The organism is Amycolatopsis sp. CA-161197, from assembly GCF_050942255.1.
Taxonomy (GTDB): Bacteria; Actinomycetota; Actinomycetes; order Mycobacteriales; family Pseudonocardiaceae; genus Amycolatopsis.
The window spans coordinates 5,746,982-5,771,039 of record NZ_CP192059.1 but is presented as its reverse complement, the minus strand read 5'-3'; the positions used below and the strand labels follow the sequence as shown (position 1 = coordinate 5,771,039).

24 protein-coding genes are annotated in these 24,058 nt (G+C 71.7%); 15 read left to right on the top strand and 9 right to left on the bottom strand.

The genetic code is table 11. From position 1 onward, the window contains the following. Positions 1-17 precede the first annotated feature (17 nt). The 3 genes from ACQPXB_RS26860 to ACQPXB_RS26850 all read right to left on the bottom strand — a co-directional run bounded on the left by ACQPXB_RS26860 (position 18) and on the right by ACQPXB_RS26850 (position 3,212). The gene (locus tag ACQPXB_RS26860) at positions 18-326 is read right to left on the bottom strand and encodes an ArsR/SmtB family transcription factor (RefSeq protein ID WP_220241202.1); all 309 of its coding nucleotides are present in this window, start codon (positions 324-326) and stop codon (positions 18-20) included. A gap of 67 nt (positions 327-393) precedes the next feature. After that, positions 394-2,799 carry a glycoside hydrolase family 2 protein gene (locus tag ACQPXB_RS26855; protein ID WP_432844856.1) on the bottom strand — a complete coding sequence of 802 codons (2,406 nt, stop codon included), beginning with the start codon at positions 2,797-2,799 and terminating at the stop codon, positions 394-396. 2 nt (positions 2,800-2,801) lie between these two features. Then, positions 2,802-3,212 (bottom strand): winged helix-turn-helix transcriptional regulator, encoded by a 411-nt coding sequence (locus tag ACQPXB_RS26850; RefSeq protein ID WP_366576629.1) that lies wholly within the window; start codon positions 3,210-3,212, stop codon positions 2,802-2,804. A 93-nt stretch (positions 3,213-3,305) separates the two neighbouring features. Here ACQPXB_RS26850 and ACQPXB_RS26845 point away from each other — a divergent pair, with 93 nt between their 5' ends. Next, positions 3,306-4,124: an NAD(P)H-binding protein gene (locus tag ACQPXB_RS26845; protein WP_386945131.1), complete on the top strand. Its 819-nt coding sequence runs from the start codon at positions 3,306-3,308 to the stop codon at positions 4,122-4,124. Positions 4,125-4,137: 13 nt separating this feature from the next. Continuing rightward, positions 4,138-4,998: a haloalkane dehalogenase gene (locus tag ACQPXB_RS26840; RefSeq protein WP_432844855.1), complete on the top strand. Its 861-nt coding sequence runs from the start codon at positions 4,138-4,140 to the stop codon at positions 4,996-4,998. A 7-nt stretch (positions 4,999-5,005) separates the two neighbouring features. On the opposite strand, the gene ACQPXB_RS26835 is transcribed toward ACQPXB_RS26840, so the two are convergent. Together ACQPXB_RS26835 and ACQPXB_RS26830 are read right to left on the bottom strand one after the other, a co-directional pair. After that, positions 5,006-5,905, bottom strand: coding sequence for an NAD-dependent protein deacetylase (locus ACQPXB_RS26835; RefSeq protein WP_432844854.1), 900 nt, complete (start codon positions 5,903-5,905; stop codon positions 5,006-5,008). Between the two features lie 9 nt (positions 5,906-5,914). Continuing rightward, entirely contained in the window at positions 5,915-7,273 is a 1,359-nt protein-coding gene (locus ACQPXB_RS26830; RefSeq protein ID WP_432844853.1) for a sugar porter family MFS transporter, read from the bottom strand. 127 nt (positions 7,274-7,400) lie between these two features. Here ACQPXB_RS26830 and ACQPXB_RS26825 point away from each other — a divergent pair, with 127 nt between their 5' ends. After that, positions 7,401-7,613, top strand: coding sequence for a hypothetical protein (locus ACQPXB_RS26825; RefSeq protein ID WP_432844852.1), 213 nt, complete (start codon positions 7,401-7,403; stop codon positions 7,611-7,613). Between the two features lie 183 nt (positions 7,614-7,796). Here ACQPXB_RS26825 and ACQPXB_RS26820 read toward each other — a convergent pair whose 3' ends face one another. Further along, positions 7,797-9,194, bottom strand: coding sequence for a hypothetical protein (locus tag ACQPXB_RS26820; protein WP_432844851.1), 1,398 nt, complete (start codon positions 9,192-9,194; stop codon positions 7,797-7,799). A gap of 79 nt (positions 9,195-9,273) precedes the next feature. Here ACQPXB_RS26820 and ACQPXB_RS26815 point away from each other — a divergent pair, with 79 nt between their 5' ends. The 7 genes from ACQPXB_RS26815 to ACQPXB_RS26785 all read left to right on the top strand — a co-directional run bounded on the left by ACQPXB_RS26815 (position 9,274) and on the right by ACQPXB_RS26785 (position 15,874). Further along, on the top strand, positions 9,274-10,023 hold the full coding sequence (locus tag ACQPXB_RS26815) for a nucleotidyltransferase domain-containing protein (protein WP_366576615.1): 750 nt from the start codon (positions 9,274-9,276) through the stop codon (positions 10,021-10,023). Positions 10,024-10,333: 310 nt separating this feature from the next. Further along, positions 10,334-11,287, top strand: coding sequence for an ABC transporter ATP-binding protein (locus ACQPXB_RS26810; RefSeq protein ID WP_432844850.1), 954 nt, complete (start codon positions 10,334-10,336; stop codon positions 11,285-11,287). Then, on the top strand, positions 11,187-12,029 hold the full coding sequence (locus ACQPXB_RS26805; RefSeq protein ID WP_366576611.1) for an ABC transporter permease: 843 nt from the start codon (positions 11,187-11,189) through the stop codon (positions 12,027-12,029). Before ACQPXB_RS26810 ends, ACQPXB_RS26805 begins: the two co-directional genes overlap by 101 nt. Beyond that, positions 12,026-13,009 carry an ABC transporter substrate-binding protein gene (locus ACQPXB_RS26800; protein ID WP_366576609.1) on the top strand — a complete coding sequence of 328 codons (984 nt, stop codon included), beginning with the start codon at positions 12,026-12,028 and terminating at the stop codon, positions 13,007-13,009. Before ACQPXB_RS26805 ends, ACQPXB_RS26800 begins: the two co-directional genes overlap by 4 nt. Next, positions 13,006-13,737 carry a cysteine hydrolase family protein gene (locus tag ACQPXB_RS26795; RefSeq protein ID WP_366576607.1) on the top strand — a complete coding sequence of 244 codons (732 nt, stop codon included), beginning with the start codon at positions 13,006-13,008 and terminating at the stop codon, positions 13,735-13,737. Before ACQPXB_RS26800 ends, ACQPXB_RS26795 begins: the two co-directional genes overlap by 4 nt. Next, the gene (locus ACQPXB_RS26790; protein WP_366576605.1) at positions 13,734-15,170 is read left to right on the top strand and encodes a UbiD family decarboxylase; all 1,437 of its coding nucleotides are present in this window, start codon (positions 13,734-13,736) and stop codon (positions 15,168-15,170) included. The genes ACQPXB_RS26795 and ACQPXB_RS26790 overlap by 4 nt, the downstream gene beginning before the upstream one ends. After that, entirely contained in the window at positions 15,170-15,874 is a 705-nt protein-coding gene (locus tag ACQPXB_RS26785; protein ID WP_220241180.1) for a GntR family transcriptional regulator, read from the top strand. Before ACQPXB_RS26790 ends, ACQPXB_RS26785 begins: the two co-directional genes overlap by 1 nt. 114 nt (positions 15,875-15,988) lie before the next feature. On the opposite strand, the gene ACQPXB_RS26780 is transcribed toward ACQPXB_RS26785, so the two are convergent. The 3 genes from ACQPXB_RS26780 to ACQPXB_RS26770 are packed head-to-tail and all read right to left on the bottom strand — an operon-like array spanning position 15,989 to position 18,297. Further along, positions 15,989-16,735, bottom strand: a complete 747-nt coding sequence (locus ACQPXB_RS26780) for a GntR family transcriptional regulator (protein ID WP_366576603.1) — start codon at positions 16,733-16,735, stop codon at positions 15,989-15,991. After that, positions 16,732-17,640 carry a LysR family transcriptional regulator gene (locus tag ACQPXB_RS26775; RefSeq protein WP_366576601.1) on the bottom strand — a complete coding sequence of 303 codons (909 nt, stop codon included), beginning with the start codon at positions 17,638-17,640 and terminating at the stop codon, positions 16,732-16,734. The genes ACQPXB_RS26780 and ACQPXB_RS26775 overlap by 4 nt, the downstream gene beginning before the upstream one ends. 36 nt (positions 17,641-17,676) lie before the next feature. Beyond that, positions 17,677-18,297 (bottom strand): UbiX family flavin prenyltransferase, encoded by a 621-nt coding sequence (locus ACQPXB_RS26770; RefSeq protein ID WP_432844849.1) that lies wholly within the window; start codon positions 18,295-18,297, stop codon positions 17,677-17,679. Positions 18,298-18,497: 200 nt separating this feature from the next. Here ACQPXB_RS26770 and ACQPXB_RS26765 point away from each other — a divergent pair, with 200 nt between their 5' ends. The 5 genes from ACQPXB_RS26765 to ACQPXB_RS26745 are packed head-to-tail and all read left to right on the top strand — an operon-like array spanning position 18,498 to position 24,057. Beyond that, the gene (locus ACQPXB_RS26765; RefSeq protein ID WP_432844848.1) at positions 18,498-19,532 is read left to right on the top strand and encodes an amidohydrolase family protein; all 1,035 of its coding nucleotides are present in this window, start codon (positions 18,498-18,500) and stop codon (positions 19,530-19,532) included. Beyond that, positions 19,529-20,323 carry an alpha/beta fold hydrolase gene (locus tag ACQPXB_RS26760; protein WP_366576595.1) on the top strand — a complete coding sequence of 265 codons (795 nt, stop codon included), beginning with the start codon at positions 19,529-19,531 and terminating at the stop codon, positions 20,321-20,323. The genes ACQPXB_RS26765 and ACQPXB_RS26760 overlap by 4 nt, the downstream gene beginning before the upstream one ends. Continuing rightward, positions 20,320-21,201, top strand: a complete 882-nt coding sequence (locus ACQPXB_RS26755) for an FAD binding domain-containing protein (RefSeq protein ID WP_432844847.1) — start codon at positions 20,320-20,322, stop codon at positions 21,199-21,201. Before ACQPXB_RS26760 ends, ACQPXB_RS26755 begins: the two co-directional genes overlap by 4 nt. Then, positions 21,194-21,712 carry a (2Fe-2S)-binding protein gene (locus ACQPXB_RS26750; RefSeq protein ID WP_386945151.1) on the top strand — a complete coding sequence of 173 codons (519 nt, stop codon included), beginning with the start codon at positions 21,194-21,196 and terminating at the stop codon, positions 21,710-21,712. Before ACQPXB_RS26755 ends, ACQPXB_RS26750 begins: the two co-directional genes overlap by 8 nt. Next, complete coding sequence (locus tag ACQPXB_RS26745; protein ID WP_366576591.1) at positions 21,709-24,057, top strand: xanthine dehydrogenase family protein molybdopterin-binding subunit; 2,349 nt, start codon at positions 21,709-21,711, stop codon at positions 24,055-24,057. Before ACQPXB_RS26750 ends, ACQPXB_RS26745 begins: the two co-directional genes overlap by 4 nt. The last annotated feature ends 1 nt before the right edge of the window (position 24,058 follow it).

Sequence of the window (24,058 nt, the reverse complement as noted above, 5' to 3'; positions counted from 1 at the left end):
GGATGCCCGGCCGGGCCTCAGGGCTCGGTGAGCACCAGGTCCAGCAGGCCGGGGAAGCGCGCGTCGAACTCGGAGCGGCGCAGCCGGTTGTAGCGGCGGGGTCCGCGGTCGAGCTGTTCGAGCAGCCCCGTGGACCGCAGCACCGCGAAGTGGTGGCTCGCCGTCGCTTTCGACACCGGCAGGTCGAAGGTGCCGCACGCGCGCGAGAAGTCCGGGCCGTCCGAGAGCTCGCGCAGGATCGTGCGGCGCACCGGATCGGTCAGCGCGTCGAGCGCCTGCTGCAACGTTACCTCGGCCGGATCCGTGTGGGTCAGCGTCCGCGCCATGCCGCCTCCCGGCGTTCTCGTGTCACTCCGGCGTCGGGTTCGATCGTACCCGCGTCCGGCGAGTGGCTCAGACCGCGGAGATCGTGGCCGTTCCCGCGTCCAGAAACGGATGCGACGCGGTCACGGTGATCGTCCCCGGCGTGTCGCGCATCGAGCGGATCCACACCGCCGCCGCGCCGCCGAGCGCGCCGAAGTCCAGGAACTGCTCGCCGATCAGGACTCCCGGCCCGTCGACCGCGACGCTGAGCACCCCGCGGGCGTGCGGGCGCGGTGCGCCGTAGCGGTCCACGGACCGCAGCGTGACGCGTGTGGTGTCCTGGCCGTCGGCGGTGATGGCGCCGTCGTCCGCGGCCACGGCCAGCGTGTCGAACGTCGGGTCGGCGCTGAACCTGCGGCGCAGCACCGTCTGCCCCTTCACCCGGCCCTCGATCGTCAGGTCCGGGCGCGCCTTCCCGGTCACGGTCAGGTTCACCACGAACGGCGGGTGCTTCAGGTGCGGGAACCGCGCGTGGTCGGGCTGCACGGTGACCGGCCGCCGGCCCGCGACGGTGACCACGAGCTGGTCGCAGTTCGACCAGATCAGCGCGTTGCGGCCGGGTCCGCCGCGCGGAGAGCCGGGCCCGAAGTCCCAGTAGAACGCGGGCTCGATCACCGCGCCGCGCGACGGGGCCCGTTGCGCGCGGTAGAAACCCGCGCCCAGCTTGGGAATCCGGAAGAAGTCGACCACGCCGGGGTACTTCACCCCGCGCAGCGAGTGGTACCAGCCGGACGGGTAGTCGAAGCCGCACCACGCGATCAGCCCGCAGTAGCGCGGGTCGGCCGCCGCGTGCTCGTGCACCCACGCGTGGAGCATGCTCTGCTCCCGCTGCACGTCGGCGGCGTCGGTGCGCCGGAAGTACGGCGCGCCCACGAGCGTGCCGACGGCTTCGCTCACCAGGTACGGCACGCCCCGGCGCGGCGGGCGCAGCGGCGGCGGCGCGTTGCGCGAGGGCGGGCGGCTGTAGTCGTTGAACGAGAAGACGCCGCCGTTCTCCTTCACCGGGTACAGCGGCGAGACGTAGCCCTTCTGCCCGGCGACCGCGCCGGTGCACGGCCGCATGGGGTCGAGCTCGGCGGCCAGCTGGTCGGTCTTGCCGTAGAGCGTGTACTGGCCCAGCGTCTCGTTCACGCGCGTGCCCCACACGATGATCGACGGGTGGTTGCGGTCGCGCACGATCATGTCGTGCACGTCGCGCACCGCGAGCTCCTGCCACGCCGTGTCGCCCACGTGGTCCCAGCCGGGCAGCTCCTCCCACACGAGGAGGCCGAGCTCGTCGCACGCGTCGAGGAACGCGGGCGACTGCGGGTAGTGCGAGCAGCGCACCATGTTGACGTTGAGCTCGTTCTTGAGGATCTCCGCGTCGCGCCGCTGCACGCGCTCGGGCATCGCGCCGCCGACGAACGGGTACCACTGGTGGCGGTTGAGCCCGAAGAGCTTCAGCGGCCGGCCGTTGAGGCGGAAACCGTCCACAGTGAACTGGGCGTCGCGCAGTCCGGTCCGCACGGGGTAGGTGTGGACCTTGCGCCCGCCGACCGAGAGCGTGACCAGGATGTCGCACATCGCGGGCTCGTCGACGTCCCACAGCTTCACCGCGTCGAGGCCTTCGAGCGTGACGGTGGTGTTCGTCTCGCCCTTGCGCAGACCCGTCCGGTCGGTGACCGCGGTGGCGATCTCGGTGCCGGCCTGGCTCAGCGTCGCCGTGAGCCGCACGGGCCCCTTCACCGCCTTAGCCGCGTCGACGGTGCAGTGCACCACCACGGCGCGGTTCGGCGTGAGCACGGCGATCTGCTGGGCGTACACATCGGACAGGTAGGCCTGTGGGGTGCCGTACAGGTTGACCGTGCGGTAGATCCCGGCGGGCTGGTAGAAGTCGATGGCCGTCGGGTTCGGGTATTCGGGCAGGTCCGGGGGAGTGTCCTGCTGCCAGCGGCCGTCGACCGCCACGGCGAGCACGTTGTCGGAGTCGGTGAGCAGCCCGGTGACCTCGCACGTGAGCGGCAGGTACCCGCCGCTCTGCGAGGCGACGCGCCGGCCGTTGAGGAACACGGTGGTGGCGCTGAGAACCCCGTCGAACCGGAGGAACGCGCGGTTCTTGCGCAGCTGCGGCGGCACGAAGAAGTGCTGGCGGTACACCCACAGGTGCTGCCAGTCGTTCGGGTGCCAGCCCTCCCACGACAACGGCGTGACGCAGTGGGGCACCGACACGAGCGTCATGGACCGGTCGTCGAAGTCCACTTCGGTGCAGCCGGGCACGAACGGGCCGAACAGCCAGTCGGCGCCGAACCCGCTCGTCGCTTCCACCGGCTCGGGGTGGTGCAACGCGGCCGACAGCGCGCCGGAGGCGGCGATGGCGGCACCGGCGCCGAGCAGGAACGTGCGCCGGGCGTGACCGGTCCTCGGGACAGCCGTGCCCCCGGGTTCTTCCTCCGCCATGCCTACGCGCTCTGCCGGCCGCCGGACTCGTCGTACCCGGACTGCGTGGCGAGGATGTCGACGGCGTGGTCGCGCAGCCAGGAGAAGAGCGTCGACAGCTGGTCGCCGGTGCCGCGGCCGAGCGGCGTGAGGCCGTAGCTGACCTGCGGCGGCGTGGTGGGCTCGACCCGGCGCCACACGAGGCCGTCGCGCACGAGGGTGCGCAGCGTCTGCGCCAGCATCTTCTCGCTCACGCCTTCGATGCTGCGGCGGAGCTCGAAGAACCGCAGTTCCCGCTCCCGCAAGGCGATCAGCACCCACACGCCCCAGCGGCTGGTGACGTGGTCGAGCACCGTCCGCGCCGGGCAGTCGGTGTGAAACACCTCATACCCGTCACGGGTCGACCGGCCCGCGAACTGCGTCCATTCCTCCATGTCGTGAGCTTACTTAAAGGTGCGTCCTTCCGGCCGGGGGACGCGCACGGCACCTTCGTGACCACTGTGGATCGTAAGATTGGGGTAACGAAGATGATCGTGGTGACGGGGGCGACGGGCAACATCGGCCGTCCGCTCGTGGCGGCACTGGCGGCCGCGGGGGCACCGGTGACGGCGGTGTCGCGGACGGCGCCGGCCGACCTGCCCGACGGCGTGACGCACCAGGTGGCGGACCTGGCCGCGCCCGATTCCCTGCGCGAGGTGCTGGCCGGGGCGCACACGCTGTTCCTGTTCCCGGGCGGGCCGGCTCCGGCGGAGCTGGCCGACGTCGCGAAGGCCGGGGGAGTGCGGCGGCTCGTGCTGCTTTCCTCGCAGGGCGCGGCCACCCGGCCGGAGGCTTACGCGTTTTTCACGGCGTACGAACAGGCCGTGCGCTCGGCGGTGCCGGCGGCGACGATCCTGCGGCCGAGCGGGTTCACGACCAACACCCTGGGATGGGCGCCTTCGGTCCGGGCTTCACGGCTCGTCGAAGCTCCGTTCGGTGACGTGGCGCTCCCGTTCGTCGACCCGGCGGACATCGCGGCGGTCGCCGCCGCGGCGTTGCTGGACGACTCGCACGACGGCGCCGAGTACGACGTGACCGGTCCGGAGGCCCTGACGCCGCGCGAGCGGGCTGCGGCGATCGGCGCCGCGCTCGGCGAGCCCGTCCGGTTCGCCGAGCAGACGCCGGACGAGGCCCGCGCGCGGATGCTGGAGTTCATGCCGCCGCCGATCGTCGAGGCGACGCTGGGTGTACTGGGTTCGCCGCTGCCCGCGGAACGCCGGGTGAGCCCCGACGTGCAGCGGGTGCTGGGCCACCCGGCCCGGACGTTCGCCGAGTGGGTGGCGGGTTCCGTCGCCGCGTTCCGCTGAGGGACGGGCGGACATGCCGACCACTGCTGTGCTGGGTTCGACCGTGTACCACCGCGAAACCGGCCACGGCGCGCCATTCGTGTTCCTGCACGGCAACCCGACGTCCTCCTATCTCTGGCGGCACGTACTGCCCGCGGCCGGGGGCGGGCGCCTGCTCGCGCCCGACCTGATCGGCATGGGCGATTCGGGAAAACCGCCGCTGGCGTACGGGTTCGACGACCACGCCCGCCACCTCGACGCGTGGTTCGACGCCCTGGGCCTCGACGACGTGGTGCTCGTCGGCCACGACTGGGGCGGCGCGCTCGCGTTCGACTTCGCGGCGCGCCACCCGGGCCGCGTGCGCGGGGTCGCGTTCACCGAGACGATCGTGAAACCCCTGACGTGGGCGGAGTTCCCGGCCGCGGGCCGGGAGCTGTTCCGGGCGCTCAAGACCCCGGGCGAAGGCGAGCGGATGGTGCTCGACGACAACGTGTTCCTGCGCGAGCAGCTGCCCGGCTCGGTGTCCCGCGCGCTCGCGCCGGCGGACTTGCGGGAGTACCTGCGGCCGTATCCGACCCGGGAGAGCCGGCTGCCGCTGCTGCAGTGGCCGCGCGCGATGCCGCTCGACGGCGAACCCGCCGACGTCGTCGCCCGGATCGAGCGCTACGACGAGTGGCTCGCGGCGAGCGCCGATGTGCCGAAGCTGCTCGTGACGTTCGAACCCGGTCCCGGGGTGATGCTGGGGCCGCAGCTGCAGAAGTGGTGTGCCGACACCGTCGCCGGGCTCGACCATGCGCACCACGCGGTCCCGGCGGGCCACCACACGCCGGAGGACCGGCCCGCCGAGCTGGCCGCGTCGATCTCCGCGTGGGCCGGCGCGCGCGGGTTGCGGTAGGCCCGCGTCAGGCGAGGCGCGCGGGGCGGCCGACGCGGTCGACCAGGTCGACCAGGTCGGTCAGCGCCTCGCCCAGCGGCAGGTCGACGCGAACCCGCGCGTGGGCGTCGCCGCGGGTCTGGCCGAGGTTGACGATCAGGACGGGTTTGCCGGTTTTCGCGGCGTGGCGGACGAAGCGCAGGCCGGACATGACCGTGAGCGACGAGCCCAGGACCAGCACCGCCGAGGCCTCGTCGACCAGGCGGTAACAGCGCTCGACCCGGGCGCGGGGCACGTTCTCGCCGAAGAACACCACGTCGGGCTTGAGCACGCCGGCGCACGCGGTGCAGCCGACGAGCGTGAACGTGCGCACGGATTCCTCGGCGAGCTCGACGTCGCCGTCGGGGTTGATGCGGGTGGCGGTGCCGCCGAAGTCCGGGTTGGCCGCGCGCAGGCGGTCGTCGAGCTCTTCGCGCGGCGTGGTGCGGCGGCAGCCGAGGCAGATCACGCGGTCGAGGTTGCCGTGCAGCTCCACCACGCCGCGCGTGCCCGCCGCGCGGTGCAGGCCGTCGACGTTCTGCGTGATCACGCCGGACAGCAGGCCCGCTTCGCGCAGGGCCGCGACGGCGTGGTGCCCGGAATTGGGTTCGGCGCGCGCGATGGTGCGCCAGCCCAGGTGGCTGCGGGCCCAGTAGCGGCGGCGGCCCTCGGCGCTGGTCGTGAACTCGTCGTAGGTCATCGGGGTGTGCCGGCGCAGGCTGCCGGACTCGCCGCGGTAGTCGGGAATGCCGGACTCGGTGGAGATCCCGGCCCCGCTCAGCACCACCACGCGGCCGCGGGAGACGACCTCGGCCACTTCGGCGACGCTTCCGGTGCGCGGGAGCGGTTCACCCGTGCCGGTCCAGGTCAGGGTCGGTCGTGTCCGCACCCGATCAGCTTACGCACCCACGAGCTGGCGTTCGAGATCCTCGAGGCTGCGACCCTTCGTCTCCGGCATCAGGCGCCACACGAAGAGGAACGCGAGCGCCGTCATCACGGCGAAGAACAGGAAGTTCAGCCCGGCGCCGAAGGCGTCCAGCAGCGGCGGGAACACGAGCGCGACCGCGAGGTTGAACAGCCAGTTGAAGACCACGCAGACACTCACGGCCGCCGCGCGGATCCGCAACGGGAACAGCTCCGGCAGCGCGACCCACTGCACCGGGCCCCACGACACCGAGAACGACGCGACGTACACCGCGATCCCGGCCAGCGTCAGCCCGAGCAGCAGCGGTCCCTTCGTCATCCCGCCGAGGTTGACCACGGCCAGCAGCACCATCGCCGCGCACATGCCGAGCGCGCCCACGAGCAGCAGCGGCCGCCGGCCCGCGCGGTCGATCAGCCGCATCGCGGGCAGCGTCATGAGCATGTTCACCGCGCCGATGCCCACGTTGGCGAGGATCGCCCCGGACGAGCCGAACCCGACGTTGGTCAGCAGGGTGGGCGCGTAGTAGATGATCGTGTTGATGCCCACGAAGTTCTGGAAGAACACGAGCAGCATCCCGACCGTGAACACCTTCCGCAGCCGGCCGCCCGCGAGCATCCGCAGCCGCAGGGGTTCCGCGCGTTCGGCTTCGTCGCGGGCGCCGGCGCGGATGTCGGCCAGCTCGGCGTCGGCGGCGTCCTCGCTGCCGCGCAGGCGCGTGAGCACCGTGCGGGCCGTGCGTTCGTCGTGCTTGTTGACCGCGAGCCAGCGCGGGCTCTCGGGCTGCGTGTAGATCCCGGCGACGAGCAGCACGGCCGGCACCACGCCCAGCCCGATCATCCACCGCCACGCGCCCCAGCCCGACAGCGCGTAGTCGGCGATGTAGGCGACCAGGATCCCGACGGTGACCAGCAGCTGCATCAGCGAGGTGAGCTTGCCGCGCACTTCCTTCGGCGCGAGCTCCGACAGGTACATCGGCACCACCACCGACGCGATCCCCACGCCGATGCCCATCACGAACCGGAAGGCCACGAGCATCGGCGCCGCGCCCGACAGGGCGGCGCCGACCGTGCCGACGATGAACACCACCCCGGAGCCGAGGATCATCCGGCGCCGGCCCAGCGAGTCGGCCAGCCGGCCCGCGAGGCCCGCGCCCGCCATCGACCCGGCCAGCAGCCCGGAGACGACCATGCCCTGCACGATGGGGCTCAACGGGATGTCGCGGCCGATGTAGAGCAACGCGCCGGAGATGACCCCGGTGTCGTAGCCCCACAGGATCCCGCCCAGTGCGCCGAAGAACCAGATGCCGAAGTTCGCTGCCCGCCGCCCGCTCACCGGTCGATCATGACCCGGGCGGCGAAGATCGGCAGCGTGAACACCGTTTTCCTTGCCCGGTAACGCGAATCCCCCGGACGGGGCAGAAGCCGGTTCGGTCGCGGCGCGGCTGGGTACCTCAGGATGCATGTGGTTCGCGCTGGGTACACCCGTGGTCCTGATGGTCGCCGCCGTGTTGATGGAGCGGTTCGAGCAGCATTGCACGCGGGCCCCGGCGAGAGTCGAGGCGAGCGAACGCGCGCCGGAAAGGCTTGCGCCTGAACGGACAACGCTTCGCGCGGCCACGGAACGCGAAGTTCCGCGGCCGGCGATGGCGCGGCAGGTGGCGCTGCCGCACTGATTTTCCGCCTTTTCCGCTTGGCGCGGACCACCGGGCAACGCCGGGAACGTGGTGCGGCGCCGGTCACGGCGGGCCGAGACGCCCGCCAGGGACGGTGATCGGCGTGGGCACTTGCGGGGACAGGGCCGGGCTCCCACCGTCGGGGTGCGGGAGCCCGGCCCGTCGCGCGCTTGTGGCGCCCGGCTACTGGGCCGCGCCCGAGGTCAGCGTCTGGTACCACGCGTCCCACGGGTGGTTGGTCGCCGCGTAGTTCGCCGGCGGGTTCGTGGCCAGCCCCGCCGAGTCGATGTCCCAGCCGCGGACCAGGTGCCCGCTCTGGCGGGCCGAGGTGATGAACGCCGACTCCGTGGCGGGCGCGCCGTAGAACAGCGCGTCCTGCTGCAGCTCCGCCGGGTCGCCCTTCTGGTACTCGTCGAAGGCGACCTGCGGGTAGCGCACGCGCTGGCCGCTCACGCGGTCGGTGGCGTAGCGCAGGGTCTGGGCGGGCGTCGGCCCGTCGGCACCGGTCGACACGGTCACCCGCCGGGTGCCCGACGTGCCGGTGGCCTTGGGGAACAGCGCGTCCGAGGTCTTCGCGTTGCCGCTCCAGGTCACCGCGCCGGACGCGTCGAGCGTGCCCTGCCACTGCCAGTTCTGGGTGGAGGACTGGCTGCGGTGGATCTCGCGCACGCCGGTGCCGGTGAAGGCGACGGTGGGGGACACGCCGTTGTCGTACTGCCGGCTGGCCGACCAGGTCAGCTCGCCGTCGGCGCCGAGTTGCGCCGTGTGCGACCAGAGCGTGGTGGCGGTCTGCGACTGGTGGACCTCCACGAGCCGGCCCGAGTCGTCGAGCGCGATCGCCGGGGTCTGGCCGCTGTCGTAGCGGCCGTGGCGGTTCCACGTCACGAAGCCGTCGGCGCCGTAGGTGCCGGTCCAGTACCAGAGCGCGCCGGCGCCGGAGTCGTGCACCTCCACGACCTGGCCGCGGCCGTTGATCGCCACCGCCGGGTGGTAGCCGACGTCGCGGCGGTACTCGGCGCGCGTGCCGCTGTCGCCCGAGAGCAGTGTGAGCACCTTGCCGCGCAAGGAGTCCGTGGTCGCGCCCGCCGGGTAGTCCTTGGCGAGCAGCAGGCGCGGGCCGAAGGCGGTCTGCACCTCCTGGTTCACCGCGGCCAGGTTGCCGGCGGCGAACGACGGGTTGTCGGTGAGGTCGTCCTTGAGGTCGAGCATCACCACGATCGGCGCGGCCGTGGGGTGCGCGGCCGACCAGGTGTTCACCACGGCGAGCCAGTCGCGCAGGTTGTTCGACGCGGGGTTGCCGGCGTGGTCGACGAGGTCGCCCGGGCTGCCGTGCCCGATGCCGTAGTCGTGGGCGGTGGCGTAGCCGTTGTCGTGGATGTCGAACTCGACGAAGCGCACGCCGTGGTCGAGCTGGTAGGTGATCGAGCCCTTCGCGCCGTCCACGTCGCCGGAGTAGCTGTTGTGGGTGGCCTTGAAGATCGTCGAGGTGAACGGCGTGGCGGCCGCGGTGGCGGGTGCGGTGACCAGCGCGAACGCGGTGGCGGCCGCGGCGAGCGCCACGGGCGCGCGGAAGCGGTGCATGTGCGGGGACCCCCAGGTCGAGTGCGGAAAGTGGCGAAATCGTAGCGATCATCCGCCGGGTTCATGGCATGTTCGGACGATGCCGGACAACAACGGGAAAATCTTTGCCGACCAGGTGGCCGACGTGCTGGGCGCACTGCCCGGGGTCGAGGCGGTCGCGCTGGGCGGGTCGCGCGCCCAGGGCAGCGCCGGCCCGGACAGCGACTGGGACGTGGCGGTCTACTACCGCGGTGCCTTCGACCCCGGTGACCTGCGCGCGCTCGGCTATCCCGGCGAGGTGTCGGAGCTCGGCGAGTGGGGCGGTGGCGTGTTCAACGGCGGCGCGTGGCTCACGATCGACGGCCGGCGGGTCGATGTGCACTACCGCGACCTCGGCTCGGTGGAGCACGAGCTCGCCGAGGCGCGGGCCGGGCGGTTCCACTGGGAGCCGCTCGCGTTCCACCTCGCCGGCATCCCGAGTTACCTCGTGGTGGCCGAGCTCGCGATCAACGAGGTGCTGCGCGGGATGCTGCCGCGTCCGGAGTACCCGCCGGCGTTGCGGGAGAGCGCGCCGAAGTTCTGGCGTGCTTCGGCGGAGCAGACGCTCGGCTACGCGAAGAGCGCACACGTCGAGCGCGGGCACACCACCGAGACCGCGGCGTCGGTCGGCGTCGCGGCGCTGCAGACCGCGCACGCCGTGCTCGCCGCGCAGGGCGAGTGGGTCACGAACGAGAAGACCCTCGTCGAGCGGGCGGGGCTGCGCGGGATCGACGACGTGCTCGGCGGCCTCGTCCACGACCTCGAAGGCGCCTTCGCGACTGCGGTCGCGCTGCTCCGCGCGGCCCGCTGACAGTCGAACGAAGTGGCTAGTGTCGACAGTTGAGGCCTCGCTCGTGATGACACCTCGATAACGGGACGATCCGTACCGAGGGGAATCGACGCGCCGCTTCCCTTGCGTGACCAGGAATTTCCCTTACCGGGAGAGATCTTTTTCCCGGTGGATGATGGCGATCGTCTCACTGCGACCCTTGACACAGCCTGGGCTGGGGCAGAGACTCTCCCGAAGTGTCGACACCTTGCGAATAGCAGTGCAGCCATCAGCAAGGAGGAGCAGTAGTGAGCAACCCAGAAGTCCGACCGGTTGGGGTGGCGGTCGGCCGATGACCTCGTCGAATGTATGTCTGGACGCGCGTGACCTGCTGCTGGGCCACAAGGCCCGGCGCGGCAACGCGTTCTCCACGGCGGTCCTCGACCTCAACCTCCAGATCATGGACGAGGAGTTCGTGGTCATCGTCGGACCCAGCGGGTGCGGCAAGACCACGTTCCTCGAAGCCGTCGCCGGGCTGGTCCCGGTCGCCGGCGGTGCGCTCGAGGTGGGCGGCAAGGCCGTCAAGGGACCCGGCCCCGAACGATCGCTGGTGTTCCAGCACGCGTCGCTCTACCCCTGGCGCACGGTGCTGGACAACGTCCTCTTCGGACCGCAGGTGCAGGGCCGGCTCACGCCGCAGGTCCGCGCCCGCGCCGAGGAGCTGCTGGAGATCGTGGGCCTGTCCCACGTGACCGGCAAGTACCCGCACGAGCTGTCGGGCGGCATGAAGCAGCGCGTGAACCTCGCGCGGGCGCTGGCCACCGACCCCACCCTGCTGCTGCTCGACGAGCCCTTCGGTGCGCTCGACGCGCAGACGCGCGAGAACCTGCAGGACGAGCTCCTGCGCATCTGGCAGGCGGACACCGTCAGCGCCAAGAAGACGGCGATGTTCGTGACCCACGACGTGAACGAGGCGGTGCTGCTGGCCGACCGCGTGCTCGTGTTCTCCCCGTCGCCGGCCCGGGTCGCCCTCGAGGTCAAGATCGACGCGCCCCGCCCCCGGAACGCGGCCTGGCGGCGCAGCGCCGAGTTCCTCGCCTACGGCGACCGGATCCTCGAGGCGCTGCACCACAAGCCGGCCGAGAAGACCGAAACCCCCGCCCCTGCCCCGGAATCCGCAGCTTCGGAAGACTCAGCGAGGAACCATGACAACGGCGTCAACTCTGACCAGGCCGCCGAGCACGCCCGGGCCGGCCGCGGCAGCGCAACCCAGGGGACTGTCCGCCTGGGTACAGCGCAGGCGTAGCGGCCTGCTCGGCGCGGCCGGGCTCGTCATCGTCCTGGTGCTGTGGCAGGTCTGCACCGCCACCGGGATCGTGGACGTCTCCTTCAGCAGCAGCCCGACGCGCATCATCGGGTCCGAGATCGACCTGTTCGGCTCGGGCGACATCTGGCCCGCGCTCGGCGCGACCGGCCTCGAGCTCCTGTGGGGCCTGCTGATCACGTTCGTGGTCGGCATCCCGGTCGGGCTCGTGCTGGGCCGCAGCAAGATCCTGCACGACATGACCGAGCCGATGGTCAACATCCTCTACTCCGTGCCGTACGTGATGTTCCTGCCGATCATCATCTTCTGGTTCGGCATCGGCGACGTCTCGCGCATCCTGGTGATCATCTGGGCCGCGATCCTGCCGCTCATCATCAACATCACCGCCGGCGTGCGGAACCTCGACAGCGACTACACCCGCGTGGCCACCGTGTTCTGCACGCCGCGGCTGCGGTTCTTCTACGCCATCGCGCTGCCCGCGACGCTGCCGTACATCCTCGCGGGTGTGCGCCTCGCCGTCGGCCGCGCACTGGTCGGCGCGATCGTCGCGGAGCTGTTCCTCGCGAGCCAGGGCCTCGGGTACTTCGTCCAGACCCAGACCTCGAACTTCAACATGGACAACGCCATGGCCGGCATCGTCATCCTCGCCGTCGTCGCGCTGCTGCTCAACGGCGCCGTGCGGATGATCGAACGCCGCTTCACCCACTGGGCAGGTTCGCAGTGAACAAGAAGATCCTCTCGGCGGTCGCGACCGCCGCGGCGCTGGCGCTCGCCCTCACCGGCTGTGCCGCCAAGGGCGGCGGCACCGCCCCCGTCAAGGCCGACGCCAACGGCGCCCTGCCGATCACCATCGGCTACACCGCGCTGGGCGCGGGGTACTCGGACTTGTACGTGGCACAGGACGAAGGCATCTTCGCCAAGCACGGCCTCAAGGTCACGCTCAGCCGGCTCAACGACAGCTCGCAGCTCGTCGCCGCGCTGTCGAGCAACAGCGTGAACATCGGGGTCGGCGTCGCCGCGGACTCCGCTGCCGCGATCATGAAGGGCTCCGACCTCAAGTACGTCGCGATGTCGGAGCCGCACTACAACCTCGAGATGTGGGCCAGCCCCGACATCAAGACGATCAAGGACCTCAAGGGCAAGAAGGTCGCGATCTCCTCGCCGGGGTCGCAGAGCGACTTCGGGCTGACCGACCTGCTCGAGGCCAACGGCATGAAGCGCGAAGACGTGCAGGCGGTGTTCGTGAAGAGCGTGCCCGCCGAGGTCGCGGCGCTCGGCAGTGGCGCGGTGTCCGCGCTGCTGACCCAGCCGCCGAACGGCACGCAGAGCCGCGAGAAGGGCGCGCACCGCCTGGCTTCGCTGGCCGACCTGCAATTCCCGCTCGGCGCGTACACCGTGCAGAACAAGTTCCTGCAGAACAACCGCGAAGCGGTGAAGCGGTTCTACGCCGCGGAAGCCGAGTCGCTGCAGTACTTGCGCTCGCACAAGCCCGAGACCGTGAAGGCGATCAAGAAGTACAGCGGGGTGCAGAGCGACGACCTGGCCAACTACGCGTACGACTTCTTCCTCACCGTGTGGTCGCAGACGCCCGAGGTGGACCCCAAGGTGATCAAGCAGGCGTTCGACGAAGCGGCGCACAACGCGAAGTCGACTCCGCCGGCGGACGTCACGAAGTACATCGACAGCACGCTGGCGGCGGCATGAGTGTGCCCCGGACCGCGGCCGCCGTGTTCGAGGACGGCTGGGCGCCCTACCTGACCGAGCGCGACCGGGCCGTGCTCTCGGCGACGTCGTGGGCCAAGCAGGTGCCGTTCGGTCTCGGCTCGCGCCCGCTCGTGGTCGCCGTCGACCTCTACTACGCGGCGCTCGGCCTGCCGCGCGCCGACATCGTGGAGTCGGTCGCCGACTGGCCCAGCTCGTGCGGCGACGCCGGCTGGGAGGTCGTCGACCGCACGGCGCCGTTCCTGCGGGCGGCCCGGGACGCGGGCGTGCGCGTGGCGTACTTCCACGCCACGCCACCGGAATTCGGGCGCTGGAACCGCAAGCCGGCTCCGGCGCTCGCGCCGAAGCCGCGCGCGGTGGACGGCAACGCCATCGTCGCGGAGGTGGCCCCGGCCGACGGGGACATCGTGCTGCGGAAGATCGGCCCGAGCTGCTTCTTCGAGACCCCGCTCGACACCATCCTCCGGGCGGGGGGCTACGACACGCTGCTCGTGGTCGGCGAGGCCACCAGCGGCTGCGTGCGCTCGACCGTGGTCGACGCGTGCAGCCGCGGCTACCGCGTGGGTGTGGTCGGCGACCTGTGCTTCGACCGGTTCGAGTCGTCGCACTGGATGAGCCTGTTCGACCTCAACCAGAAGTACGCCGACGTGATCACCGCCGACGCGGCCACCGAGTACCTCCAGGCCGACTCGCGACGAGGAGCAGCATGAACGACACCGGTCCCGACCTGCGGCGCTGGCTCGCCGAAGCCGAGCGCGAAGGCGAGGTCCAGCCGATCGAGGGCGCCCACTGGGAGCTGGAGATCGGCGCGCTCTCGCAGGTCAACTACCGGCGCAGCAAGCCGAAGGCGATGCTGTTCGACTCCATCAAGGACTACACCGCGGGCTCGCGGGTGCTGTCCGGCTCGGTCAGCAACCCGCGGCTGCTCGGCTCCGTGCTCGGCCTCGGCTGGGACAACACCGACGAGGACCTCATGGAGACCCTCGCGGTGAAGCCGGGCGAGTGGGCGGCCAACGCGTCCGAGTTCCGCGCTGTCACGGTGACCGACGGCCCGCTGCTGTCCCATGTGGACGACGAGGTGGACCTGCTGAAGTTCCCCGTGCCGCGCTGGCACGAGGGCGACGGCGGGCGCTACATCGGCACGGGCTGCGCCGTGGTCACGCGCGACTACGACACCGGCCGGATCAACCTCGGCGCCTACCGCATGCAGGTGCAGGACGAGGGCCGCTCGGCGACGGTGAACATCGAGGCCGGCAAGCACGGCGCGCAGCACCTGCGCCGCTGGTTCGAGGCCGAGGGCCGCGCGCCGATCGCCGCGTCGCTCGGGCACCACCCGGCGTACCTGGTGGCGGCGGGCGTCGAGGTGCCCGGCGACGTGTCGGAGTACGACTACGTGGGCGCGATGACCGGCTCCCCGGTGCGCACGATCGCGGGCCTGGCCACGGGCCTGCCGCTGCCGCACGACGCGGAGATCGCGATCGAGGGCTGGGTTCGCCCCGCCGACACCCGGCCGGAGGGGCCGTTCGGCGAGTGGACCGGGTACTACTCCGGTTCGAAGGACCCGATCCTCGCGATCGACATCGAGAAGGTCTACTACCGCGACGACCCGATCCTGCTCGGGGCGCCTCCGGGCAAGCCGCCGCACGACTACTCGTACATGCGCACCGTGATGAAGTCCGCGATCATCACCGACTCGCTGCGCAAGACCGGGCTGCCCGGCGTGCGCGGCGTGTGGGCGCACGAGGCCGGCGGCGGGCGTTCGCTGCTGATCGTGGCGATCGAGCAGAAGTACCCGGGGCACGCGCGCCAGGCCGCGTACCTCACGGCGCAGCTGCCGAACGCCGCGTACATGAACCGCTTCACGGTGGTGGTGGACCACGACGTGAACCCGCGCGACCTCGGCGAGGTCGTGTGGGCGATGTGCGGGCGCACCAACCCCGAGCTCGACATCGAGGTCATGAAGCGGACGTGGGGCAGCCGGGTCGACCCGCTCACGCTGCCGGGCGAGATCGCGTTCAACAGCCGCGCGGTGATCGACGCGTGCCGGCCGTTCGAGCGGCTCGCGGACTTCCCGGCGGTGGCCGAGTCGACCGAGGACCTGGTCGCTTCGGTGACCAGGCGCTGGCCCGAGGTGCTCGGCTAGTGACCGACGCGGGCGTCGAGGACCTGCGGAAGGAGCTGTTGTTCAGCGCGTTGCGCGGGTCCGACGGCGACTCGTCGCTCGCGTTCACGATCTTCCGCGAGCTCGCCACGAGCATCGTGGAGGGCAGGCTCCGGCCCGGCCACGAGGTCAACTCGGCCGAGCTGGCCCGGCGGTTCAGCACCTCCCGCACCCCGGTGCGGGAGGCGCTGCTCCTGCTGGAACGGGAGTCGCTGGTGATCGTGCCGCCGCGGCGGCGGCCGTACGTCTCGCCGGTGGACATGCGGCAGGTGCGGGAGATCTACGAGATCCGGGGCAGCCTCTACGGGCTGGTCAGCGAGCTGGTGGTCGCCCGCGCCACGGACGAGGAGATCGACGGCCTGCGGGCCTGGCAGAAGGTGCTGGCCGACGACGCCGAACGCGGCGACGTCCACGGCTACTTCTGGCACAACGTCGGCTTCCGCAACGCCGAGGCGAGCCTCTCGCAGAACGGCGAGCTGCAGCGGCGGCTGAGCTCGCTGGGCCTGCAGATGCACCGCTTCCGGCACCTGAGCCTGTCGCTGCCGGGCCGGCTGCTGCACTCGGTCGCCGACCACGAGCGCCTCGTCAACGCCTACGCCGACCGCGACGCGCCGCTCGCCGCCGCGGTCAGCCGGTCGCTGGTGCTGCGGGGTTACCGGGCGATCGAACGGTCCGGTCAGGTGTGAGGCAGTGCCGGCTTCCCGGCCGGGCGCGCGTAACCGCCGTCTGTGCGCGCGAGGCCCCGACCCGCGCACAGGCGCCGGTCACCCGCGTCCGGCCGGGACGTCCGGCGGCACGCGTCAGGCGACGGGCCCGGGGGAACGCTCGACCTGCAGGCCGGACCAGCCGGACTCCTCTATCGCCTGCAGCCCGGCCGTGATGATGGACTTCGTCAGCGCCACGGCCAGCGGGGCGTCGCGGTCGCGGTAGGCCTCCAGGAGCCGTTCGTGGTCGTCCACCGAGCGCGTCAGGCGGCCGGGCAGCGACAGGCTGACGTGGCGCAGCTGGAGCGTGCGCAGGCCCAGGGAGCCGAGCAGGCGGGTGAGCTGGTGGTTGCCCGCGACCTCGGCCTCGGCCTGGCGGAACGTGACGTTGTGCCAGAAGTAGGAGTCGACGTCGCCGCGTTCGGCGTCGTCGCGCAGGTGGGCCTGCCACCGGTCCAGCACGTCGAGCGCGCTGTCGGGGGCGTTGCGCACGATCAGCTCGCTGACCAGGCCGTGCAGGCTCGCGCGGATCTCGTACATCTCGCGTGCCTGGCTCAGCGTCACCGGCGCCACGCGCGGGCGCCGGCGGGCGGGGATGTCCACGAGGCCTTCGCGCTGCAGCGTCAGCAGCGCTTCGCGCACGGGCGTGCGGCTGCTGGTGTAGCGGCGGGCGAGTTCGACGGAGTTCACGTCGGCTCCCGGCGGCAGGCGGCCGTCGATGATCTGCACCGCGAGGTCCTCGACGATGCGGTCCACGAGCGAGATCTCGGTGCGCCCGTCGCGCAGGATGCGGCGCAGGACGTCGGTTCCGGGCCGTTCGCCGGTTTCGTCCGGCACGGTCACGGGGTCTCCTCGGGGGTCGTGGCCGCGCGCAGCACGTCGAGCATCTGCTGGGCGGCCGGCGGGTGGCTCGCGTTGAGCAGCCGGACGGCCGCGATGCGCCGGCGCGGCGCGGGACCGGCGATGTCCACGGCGACGACGTCGGGCCGCAGCGCCACCAGCGCGAGCCGCGGCGCCGCGCTGATGCCGACGCCCGCCGCCACCAGGCCCTGTGCCGACAGGTAGTCCTCCGTGGCGAAGCCGATGTCGGCCTCGAACCCGGCGAGCCGGCACAGCGTCGTGAACGCCTCGTCGTACGGCGGGCGGTGGCTGCGCACCACCCAGCTCTCGCCCGCGAGCTCGCGCAGCTCCACTTCGGACTCGCCGGCCACGGGGTGGTCCACCGGCACGAGCACGCACAGCGGGTCGTCGGCCAGGTGGATCCACTCGATGTCGGCGGGCACCGAGCGCGGGTCGAAGTCGTAGTCCCAGGCCAGGCCCAGGTGGATCGAGCCGTCGCGCAGGTTCGCGGGCATGTCGGACGCGTGGGCCGAGCGCAGCACGATCTTCGTGTCCGGGTAGCGCTCCTGGTACGTGCGCACCACGCGCGGGATGAGGTCCGCGCCGGCCGTGGGGAACGCGCCCAGGCGCACGTAGGACTGCTGCGCCTTGAGGTCGGCCATCTCCTGCTCGATGTTCGCGATCGTGCCGAGCAGGCCCGTGCTGCGCTCGGCGAGGATGCGCCCGGAGTCGGTGAGCTCGATGCCGCGCGGGCCGCGGATCATCAGTGTCACGCCCAGCTGCCGTTCCAGCAGCGCCATCTGCTGCGACACGGCGGAATGGGTCATGAACAGGGCTTCGGCCGCCGCGGTGAACGAGCCGCGTTCGGCCACCGCCGAGAAGATCTGCAGTCGCCGAGCTTCGAGCACCCGAGTCCTTTCCCGACCGCTCGCGCGGTCCCGCCGTCAGCCACCTTGGGTGAGAGCGTCTTTGCGCCTGGTCACGTCACCGTCCCACGCCGGGGGCGCGAGCTCCCACAGGCCCACCCGGGCGAGCGCGCGGCGGGCGGTGAAGTCCACCAGGTCGTCGATCGTCTCGGGTCGAGAATAGAAGGCCGGGACCGGGGGCGCGATGATGGCGCCCGCTTCGGCCGCGGCGGTCATCGACTTGAGGTGCCCGAGGTGCAGCGGCGTCTCGCGCACCATCAGCAGCAGCGGCCGGCCCTCCTTGAGGCACACGTCGGCCGCGCGGGCCACCAGGTCGTCGGTGTAGCCGGTGGCGATGGCCGAGAGCGTCTTGATGGAGCACGGGGCGATCACCATGGCCTCCACGGGGAACGACCCCGACGCGATGGTCGCGCCGATCTCGCCCGGCCGGTGCGTGACGTCGGCCAGCTCGCGCACGTCCTCGGCGGACAGGTCGCACTCGTGGCGCAGCGTCACGATCCCGGCCTTCGACAGGATGAGGTGCGTCGAGAAGTCCGGGCGCTCGCGCAGCAGTTGCAGAATGCGCACGCCGTAACACGCACCGCTCGCCCCGGTGATGGCCACGACGACGTTGCGCCGCGGAAGTCCTGTCCCCGTCAACGGGCACCCGCCTTTCGTTCTCACCCGGTGGTGGTGCCGGGCTCCGGTCATCGCATCACGCCGGGCCCCGCTCGCGCGAGGGGGCCGCTGTAAGAACTGCTTACCGGGGCCGACAGCAAAGCGCGCTGGTTGCCTCTGTCCTGGCCACCTAGCGTCGAGCACCAGCGAGTTTTCCCACACGTGGTCTTCGGCACTGAGAGGTGAGTCGGACGGACAGCGACGAGATCGTCCCCTACCCGGTTCTCGACACGCACGCGCACATCGTCCCGCCGTCGCTGCTCGCGGCGCTCGAGAAGGCGCCCGCGTGCGGCTTCAGCGCCCGGCGCACGGAGAAGGGCTGGGTCGTCGACGTGCCCGGCATGGGCGAGACGCGCCCGATCGGCGCGCGGATGAACGAGACCGGCCCGCGGGCCGGCTGGCGCGCGCAGACGGGGGTGGCCACCCAGGTCATCTCGCCGTGGATGGACATCCAGTCGGCGTTCCTCGAACCGCCGGCCGCGCGCGACTGGGCCCGCACGGTCAACGACGCGATGGCGGAGTCCGTGGCCGAGCTGGGCGGCGGCACGACCGCGCTGGCGTCCGTGGCCACCGACGACGGCGAGCAGGCCGCCGCGGACCTGCTTGAGGTGTGGAAGCGCCCGGAGTTCACCGGCGTCATGCTGAGCACCGACCCGCTCACCGGCTCGGCGCCGCACGAGGAGAACTTCGAGCCACTGTGGACGGTCGCCGCGCGCGAGGAGATCCCGGTGGTGCTGCACCCGCCCACGTACGGGCCCTCGGGCGAGCTCGCCACGCTCGGCACCATGGGCAACGTCCACGGCCGGCTGATCGACAACACCGTCGCCGTGACCGAGCTGATCCTCCACGGCCTGCTCGACCGCCACCCCGGCCTCAAGCTGATCCTCGTCCACGGCGGCGGGTTCCTGCCGTACCAGGCGAGCCGGCTCGACGGCGGCTACCGCACCAAGGAGGCGTTCGCCGGGGAGCTGGAGCGCGACAAGCCGTCGGACTACCTGCGCGACTTCGTCTACGACACCGTCGCGCTGTCCGCGCCCGCCATCCGCTTCCTCACCGGGCTCGTCGGCTCCGACCACGTGGTGCTGGGCAGCGACTACCCGTTCGCGCTGGGCGACCCGCGCCCCGTGCACACCGTGCTGGACGCCGGACTGTCCGAAAGCGACACCGAGGCGATCCTGCGCACCAACGCCGAGAAGATCTTCCGGAGGCCCGCATGATCCCGTCCACCTCGACCGCGGGCCCGCTGGCGGTCCGCCGCTGGGGCGCGGGCGAGCCCGTGGTGCTGCTGCACCCGCTCGCCACCTCCGGCGAGCTGTGGACGCCGCTGGCCGAGGCGCTCGCCGACGAGTTCCAGGTGTTCGCGTTCGACCTGCGCGGCCACGGCGAGTCGGCGTGGGACGGCAAGCCGTTCTCGATCGCCGACCTGGCCGACGACCTCGGCGTCGCGCTCGACTCGCTCGGGCTGGAGACCGTGTCGCTGCTGGGCCTGTCGATGGGCGGCAGCGTCGGCGTGAACTTCGCCGGCCGCTTCCCGGCCCGGGTGCGTTCGCTCGTGCTCGCCGACACCACGGCGTACTACGGCGACGACGCGCCGGAGGTGTGGGCCGAGCGCGCGGAGAAGGCCGTGTCCGTACCGCGCTCGAAGCAGGTCGCGTTCCAGCTGGACCGCTGGTTCTCCCCGGAGTTCCGCGAGGCGAACCCGAACGAGGCCGACCGGATCGTGAAGATCTTCCTGCGCACCAACAGCGAGGCGCACGCCGCGGCGTCGATCGCGATGGGCGAGATGGACTCCCGCTCGCTGCTGCCGTCGGTCACCGCGAGCACGCTCGTGCTCGTCGGGGAGCACGACTACGCGACGCCGCCGGAGATGGCGGCCGCGCTCGCCGACGGCATCCCCGGTGCCGAGCTGGAGGTCCAGACCGGCCTGCGGCACATGTCCCTGATCGAACGGCCCGCGCTCGCCGAGCGCGTGCGGGCGCACCTGAAGACCGGTTCGGAGAGCCAGTGAAACCCGGAAAGTTCACGTACCACTCGCCGCGCAGCCTCGACGAAGCACTCGCCGCGCTGCAGGTGTACGGCGACGACGCGAAGGTGCTGGCCGGCGGCCAGAGCCTGATGCCGATGCTCAACTTCCGCCTGGCCCGCTTCGAGCACCTGGTGGACGTGAACCGCCTCGGCGCCGAGTACGCCGAGCCGACGTTCGGCGACACGCGCATCACGATCCCGCTGCTCGTGCGGCAGCGCCGCGTCGAGCGCTCGGCCGAGGCCGCCGCCGTGCTCCCCGTGCTCACCGAGGCGCTGGCGCAGGTCGCCCACCCGCAGATCCGCAACCGCGGCACGATCTGCGGCAGCCTCGCCCACGCCGACCCGGCGGCCGAGCTGCCGAGCGTGCTCTCGGTGCTCGACGCGACGTTCACGATCGCCTCGTCGCGCGGGGTGCGCGAGGTGCCGGCAGAAGAGTTCTTCCTCTTCCACCTCACCACCTCGCTCGAACCGGACGAGCTGCTGCTGCAGGTCAGCGTGCCGCGTCCGCCGGCGAACCAGTTCTCGGCGTTCCGCGAGTTCGCGACGCGGCGCGGGGACTTCGCGCTCGCCGGCGTGGCCGCGGTGTGCGAGGTCGACGCCGCCGGCGTCGTCACCACCTGCCGGATCGCCGCGGCGGGTGTCGCGCCCACCCCGCACCGGCTCACCGACGTCGAGGCGCTGGTGACCGGCGCGTCCCTGACCGACGAGCTGTGGCCCGAGGTCGAGGCCGCAGCCCGCGCGCAGGTCGACCCGACCGGCGACATCCACGCGAGCGCCGAGTACCGCAGCCGCCTCACCGGCGTCCTGGTCAAGCGCGCGCTCGCCGACATCCGAGGAAAGCTGGAGGCCAGCCGTGCGTGACCACGCGACGGAGTTCCCCGTCCGCACCCAGGACGAGACGCACACCGTGGGGTGCACGGTCAACGGCCGCGAGTACGAGGCCGTCGTCGATCCGCGGATGACGCTCGCCGACTTCCTGCGCGAGAAGCTGCGCCTCACCGGCACGCACCTCGGCTGCGAGCACGGTGTCTGCGGCGCGTGCACCGTGATCGTCGACGGCGCGGCCACGCGCTCGTGCCTCATGCTCGCCGTGCAGGCCGACGGCGCCGAAGTCGAGACCGTGGAGGGCCTGGCCGAAGACGGCGAGCTGTCGCCGCTGCAGTGCGCGTTCAAGCGCAACCACGCCCTGCAGTGCGGGTTCTGCACGCCCGGCTTCCTGATGAGCGTGACGGCCGCGCTGCGCGAGGAGAGCGTGACGACGGAGGAGCAGGCCCGCGAGGTGCTGTCCGGCAACATCTGCCGCTGCACCGGCTACACCGGCCTCGTGAAGTCCGTGCTGGAAGCCTCGGCCGGAAAGGACGGCAACGCATGAGCGACACCCTGGTCCCCGAAGGCACGATGATCGGCCGGCGTGTGGAGCGCCGCGAGGACGAGCGCCTGCTGACCGGGCACGGCGGTTACCTCGACGACCTCGATCTGCCCGACGCGCTCGCGGCCGCGTTCCTGCGCTCGCCCCACGCCCACGCGAAGATCCTCTCCTTCGACGCCACGGAGGCCCTCGCGCTGCCCGGCGTGATCGCGGTGTACTCCGGCGCCGACCTGATGGAGATCCAGAAGCCGCTGGCGCCGAAGGTGCAGCACCCGAAGCTGCGCGACTACCCGCGGCTGCCGATGCCGCCGCACGAACTGCACTACGTCGGGGAGCCGCTCGCCGTCGTCGTCGCGGAGTCGAGGTACCTCGCCGAGGACGCGCTGGAGCTCATCGAGGTCGACTTCGAGGTGCTGCCAGCCGTCGCGTCGACCGCCGTCGCGTTGCAGGAGAACGGTCCGCTGGCCCACTCCGGCGACGAGAGCAACGTCGCCGTGCTGCTCACCCAGAGCGCGGGCGACGCGGCGAAGGCGCTCGCCGACGCGCCGAACGTGCTGTCCGAAGAGTTCTTCGTGATGCGCGGCGGCGGCCACTCGATGGAGACGCGCGGCGTGGCGGCCCGGTTCGAGGCGGCGACCGGCCAGGTCACCATCTGGGACACCACGCAGGCCCCGCACTACGCGCGTCAGCAGCTGTCGGTCATCTACGAGATGGCCGAGGACGACATCCGCGTGATCGCGCCGGCCGACGTCGGCGGCGGCTTCGGCCCGAAGGCGCAGTTCTACGGCGAAGAGGTCGTGATCCCGTGGGTCGCGATGAAGCTGGGCCGCGCGGTGAAGTGGGTCGAGGACCGCCAGGAGAACATGGTCACCTCGATGATGGAGCGCTCGCAGACCCACCGCGTCGACGTCGGGTTCGACGACAACGGGCTGCTGCTCGCGGTCAAGGACGTGATCGAGCACGACCAGGGCGCCTACTGCGCGGGCCTGCAGGTCCCGTCGATCACCACCTCGACCGTGCCCGGCCCGTACCACGTGCCGAACATCGCGATCGAGCTGCGCGCGTGCTACACGAACATGGTGCCGACGTCGTCGGTCCGCGGCGCGGGCCGCCCGCAGGCGGTGTTCGTGATGGAGCGGATGATCGACCGGATCGCCGAGCACCTCGGGCTCGACCCGGCGGAGGTGCGGCGCCGCAACCTGATCCAGGCCGACGAGTTCCCGTACAAGGTCGGCATCATGTTCCGCGACGGCAGCCCGCTCACCTACGACAGCGGCGACTTCCCGACGCTGCTGGAAGGCACGCTCGAACGCATCGGCTACGACGAGGCGCGCGCGCTGCAGGCCAAGCTCCGCCAGGAAGGCCGCTACCTCGGCATCGGCCTCTCGGTGTACATCGAGGGCTGCGGCCTCGGCCCGTACGAGGGCGCGAAGATCCGGCTGACCAACAAGGGCCGCATCCTCGTCACGCTCGCGGCGGCCGGGCAGGGCCAGGGCTACGAGACCGTCTACGCGCAGATCGCCGCCGACGGCATCGGGCTCGACATGGACTACATCGAGGTCAAGACCGGCGACACGGCCCGGATCCCGTTCGGCCAGGGCACGTTCGCCTCGCGCATCACGGCCACCTGCGGGCCGGCCGTGCTGGACGCGGCGAAGCAGATGCGCGAACGGCTGCTCGACACCGCGTCGGTCCTGCTCGGCTGCGATGCGTCCGAAGTGGACTTCGTGGGCGACAAGGCCTGTCTCGGCGGCGACCTGGAGAAGTCCGTTTCCCTGCAACAGCTCGCGCAGACGGCCAACATCGGCAAGCACGGCATCACGATGCCGCGCGGCATCAAGGCCGGCATCGAGACCTCCAGCTACTTCTCGCCGGAGCGCGCCGCCTACGCCAGTGGCGCGCACGCCGCGCTCGTGGAGGTCGACCCGGAGACCGGCGAGATCGAGATCCTCAAGTACGTGATCGGCCACGACTGCGGCAACGTGATCAACCCGCTGCTGGTCGACGGCCAGGTGCTCGGCGGCTTCGCCCACGGCATCGGCAACGCGATGTACGAGGAGCCGGTGTACGACGTCGAAGGCCAGCCGCAGGCCACGAGCTACCTCGACTACGCACTCGTGTCGGCCACCGAGGTGCCGCCGGTCGAGCTGTTCCACATCCAGACTCCCAGCCCGCTCAACCCGCTCGGGGTGAAGGGCGCGGGGGAGGGCGGCACGATCCCGGCGCCCGCCACGATCGCGAACGCCGTGGAGGACGCGCTGCGGCCGCTGCGGGCCCGCGTGACGCGCGCGCCGATCACCCCGGCGCGGATCGCCGAATCCATCGCAGCCGCCGCGGACCAGGACTGAG

What these genes read in the sequence shown, in the direction of transcription:
- ACQPXB_RS26860 (WP_220241202.1), bottom strand. Translation starts at nt 326, where the DNA reads ATGGCGCGGACGCTGACCCACACGGATCCGGCCGAGGTAACGTTGCAG.
- ACQPXB_RS26855 (WP_432844856.1), bottom strand. Translation starts at nt 2,799, where the DNA reads ATGGCGGAGGAAGAACCCGGGGGCACGGCTGTCCCGAGGACCGGTCAC.
- ACQPXB_RS26850 (WP_366576629.1), bottom strand. Translation starts at nt 3,212, where the DNA reads ATGGAGGAATGGACGCAGTTCGCGGGCCGGTCGACCCGTGACGGGTAT.
- ACQPXB_RS26845 (WP_386945131.1), top strand. Translation starts at nt 3,306, where the DNA reads ATGATCGTGGTGACGGGGGCGACGGGCAACATCGGCCGTCCGCTCGTG.
- ACQPXB_RS26840 (WP_432844855.1), top strand. Translation starts at nt 4,138, where the DNA reads ATGCCGACCACTGCTGTGCTGGGTTCGACCGTGTACCACCGCGAAACC.
- ACQPXB_RS26825 (WP_432844852.1), top strand. Translation starts at nt 7,401, where the DNA reads ATGTGGTTCGCGCTGGGTACACCCGTGGTCCTGATGGTCGCCGCCGTG.
- ACQPXB_RS26820 (WP_432844851.1), bottom strand. Translation starts at nt 9,194, where the DNA reads ATGCACCGCTTCCGCGCGCCCGTGGCGCTCGCCGCGGCCGCCACCGCG.
- ACQPXB_RS26815 (WP_366576615.1), top strand. Translation starts at nt 9,274, where the DNA reads ATGCCGGACAACAACGGGAAAATCTTTGCCGACCAGGTGGCCGACGTG.
- ACQPXB_RS26810 (WP_432844850.1), top strand. Translation starts at nt 10,334, where the DNA reads ATGACCTCGTCGAATGTATGTCTGGACGCGCGTGACCTGCTGCTGGGC.
- ACQPXB_RS26805 (WP_366576611.1), top strand. Translation starts at nt 11,187, where the DNA reads ATGACAACGGCGTCAACTCTGACCAGGCCGCCGAGCACGCCCGGGCCG.
- ACQPXB_RS26795 (WP_366576607.1), top strand. Translation starts at nt 13,006, where the DNA reads ATGAGTGTGCCCCGGACCGCGGCCGCCGTGTTCGAGGACGGCTGGGCG.
- ACQPXB_RS26790 (WP_366576605.1), top strand. Translation starts at nt 13,734, where the DNA reads ATGAACGACACCGGTCCCGACCTGCGGCGCTGGCTCGCCGAAGCCGAG.
- ACQPXB_RS26760 (WP_366576595.1), top strand. Translation starts at nt 19,529, where the DNA reads ATGATCCCGTCCACCTCGACCGCGGGCCCGCTGGCGGTCCGCCGCTGG.
- ACQPXB_RS26745 (WP_366576591.1), top strand. Translation starts at nt 21,709, where the DNA reads ATGAGCGACACCCTGGTCCCCGAAGGCACGATGATCGGCCGGCGTGTG.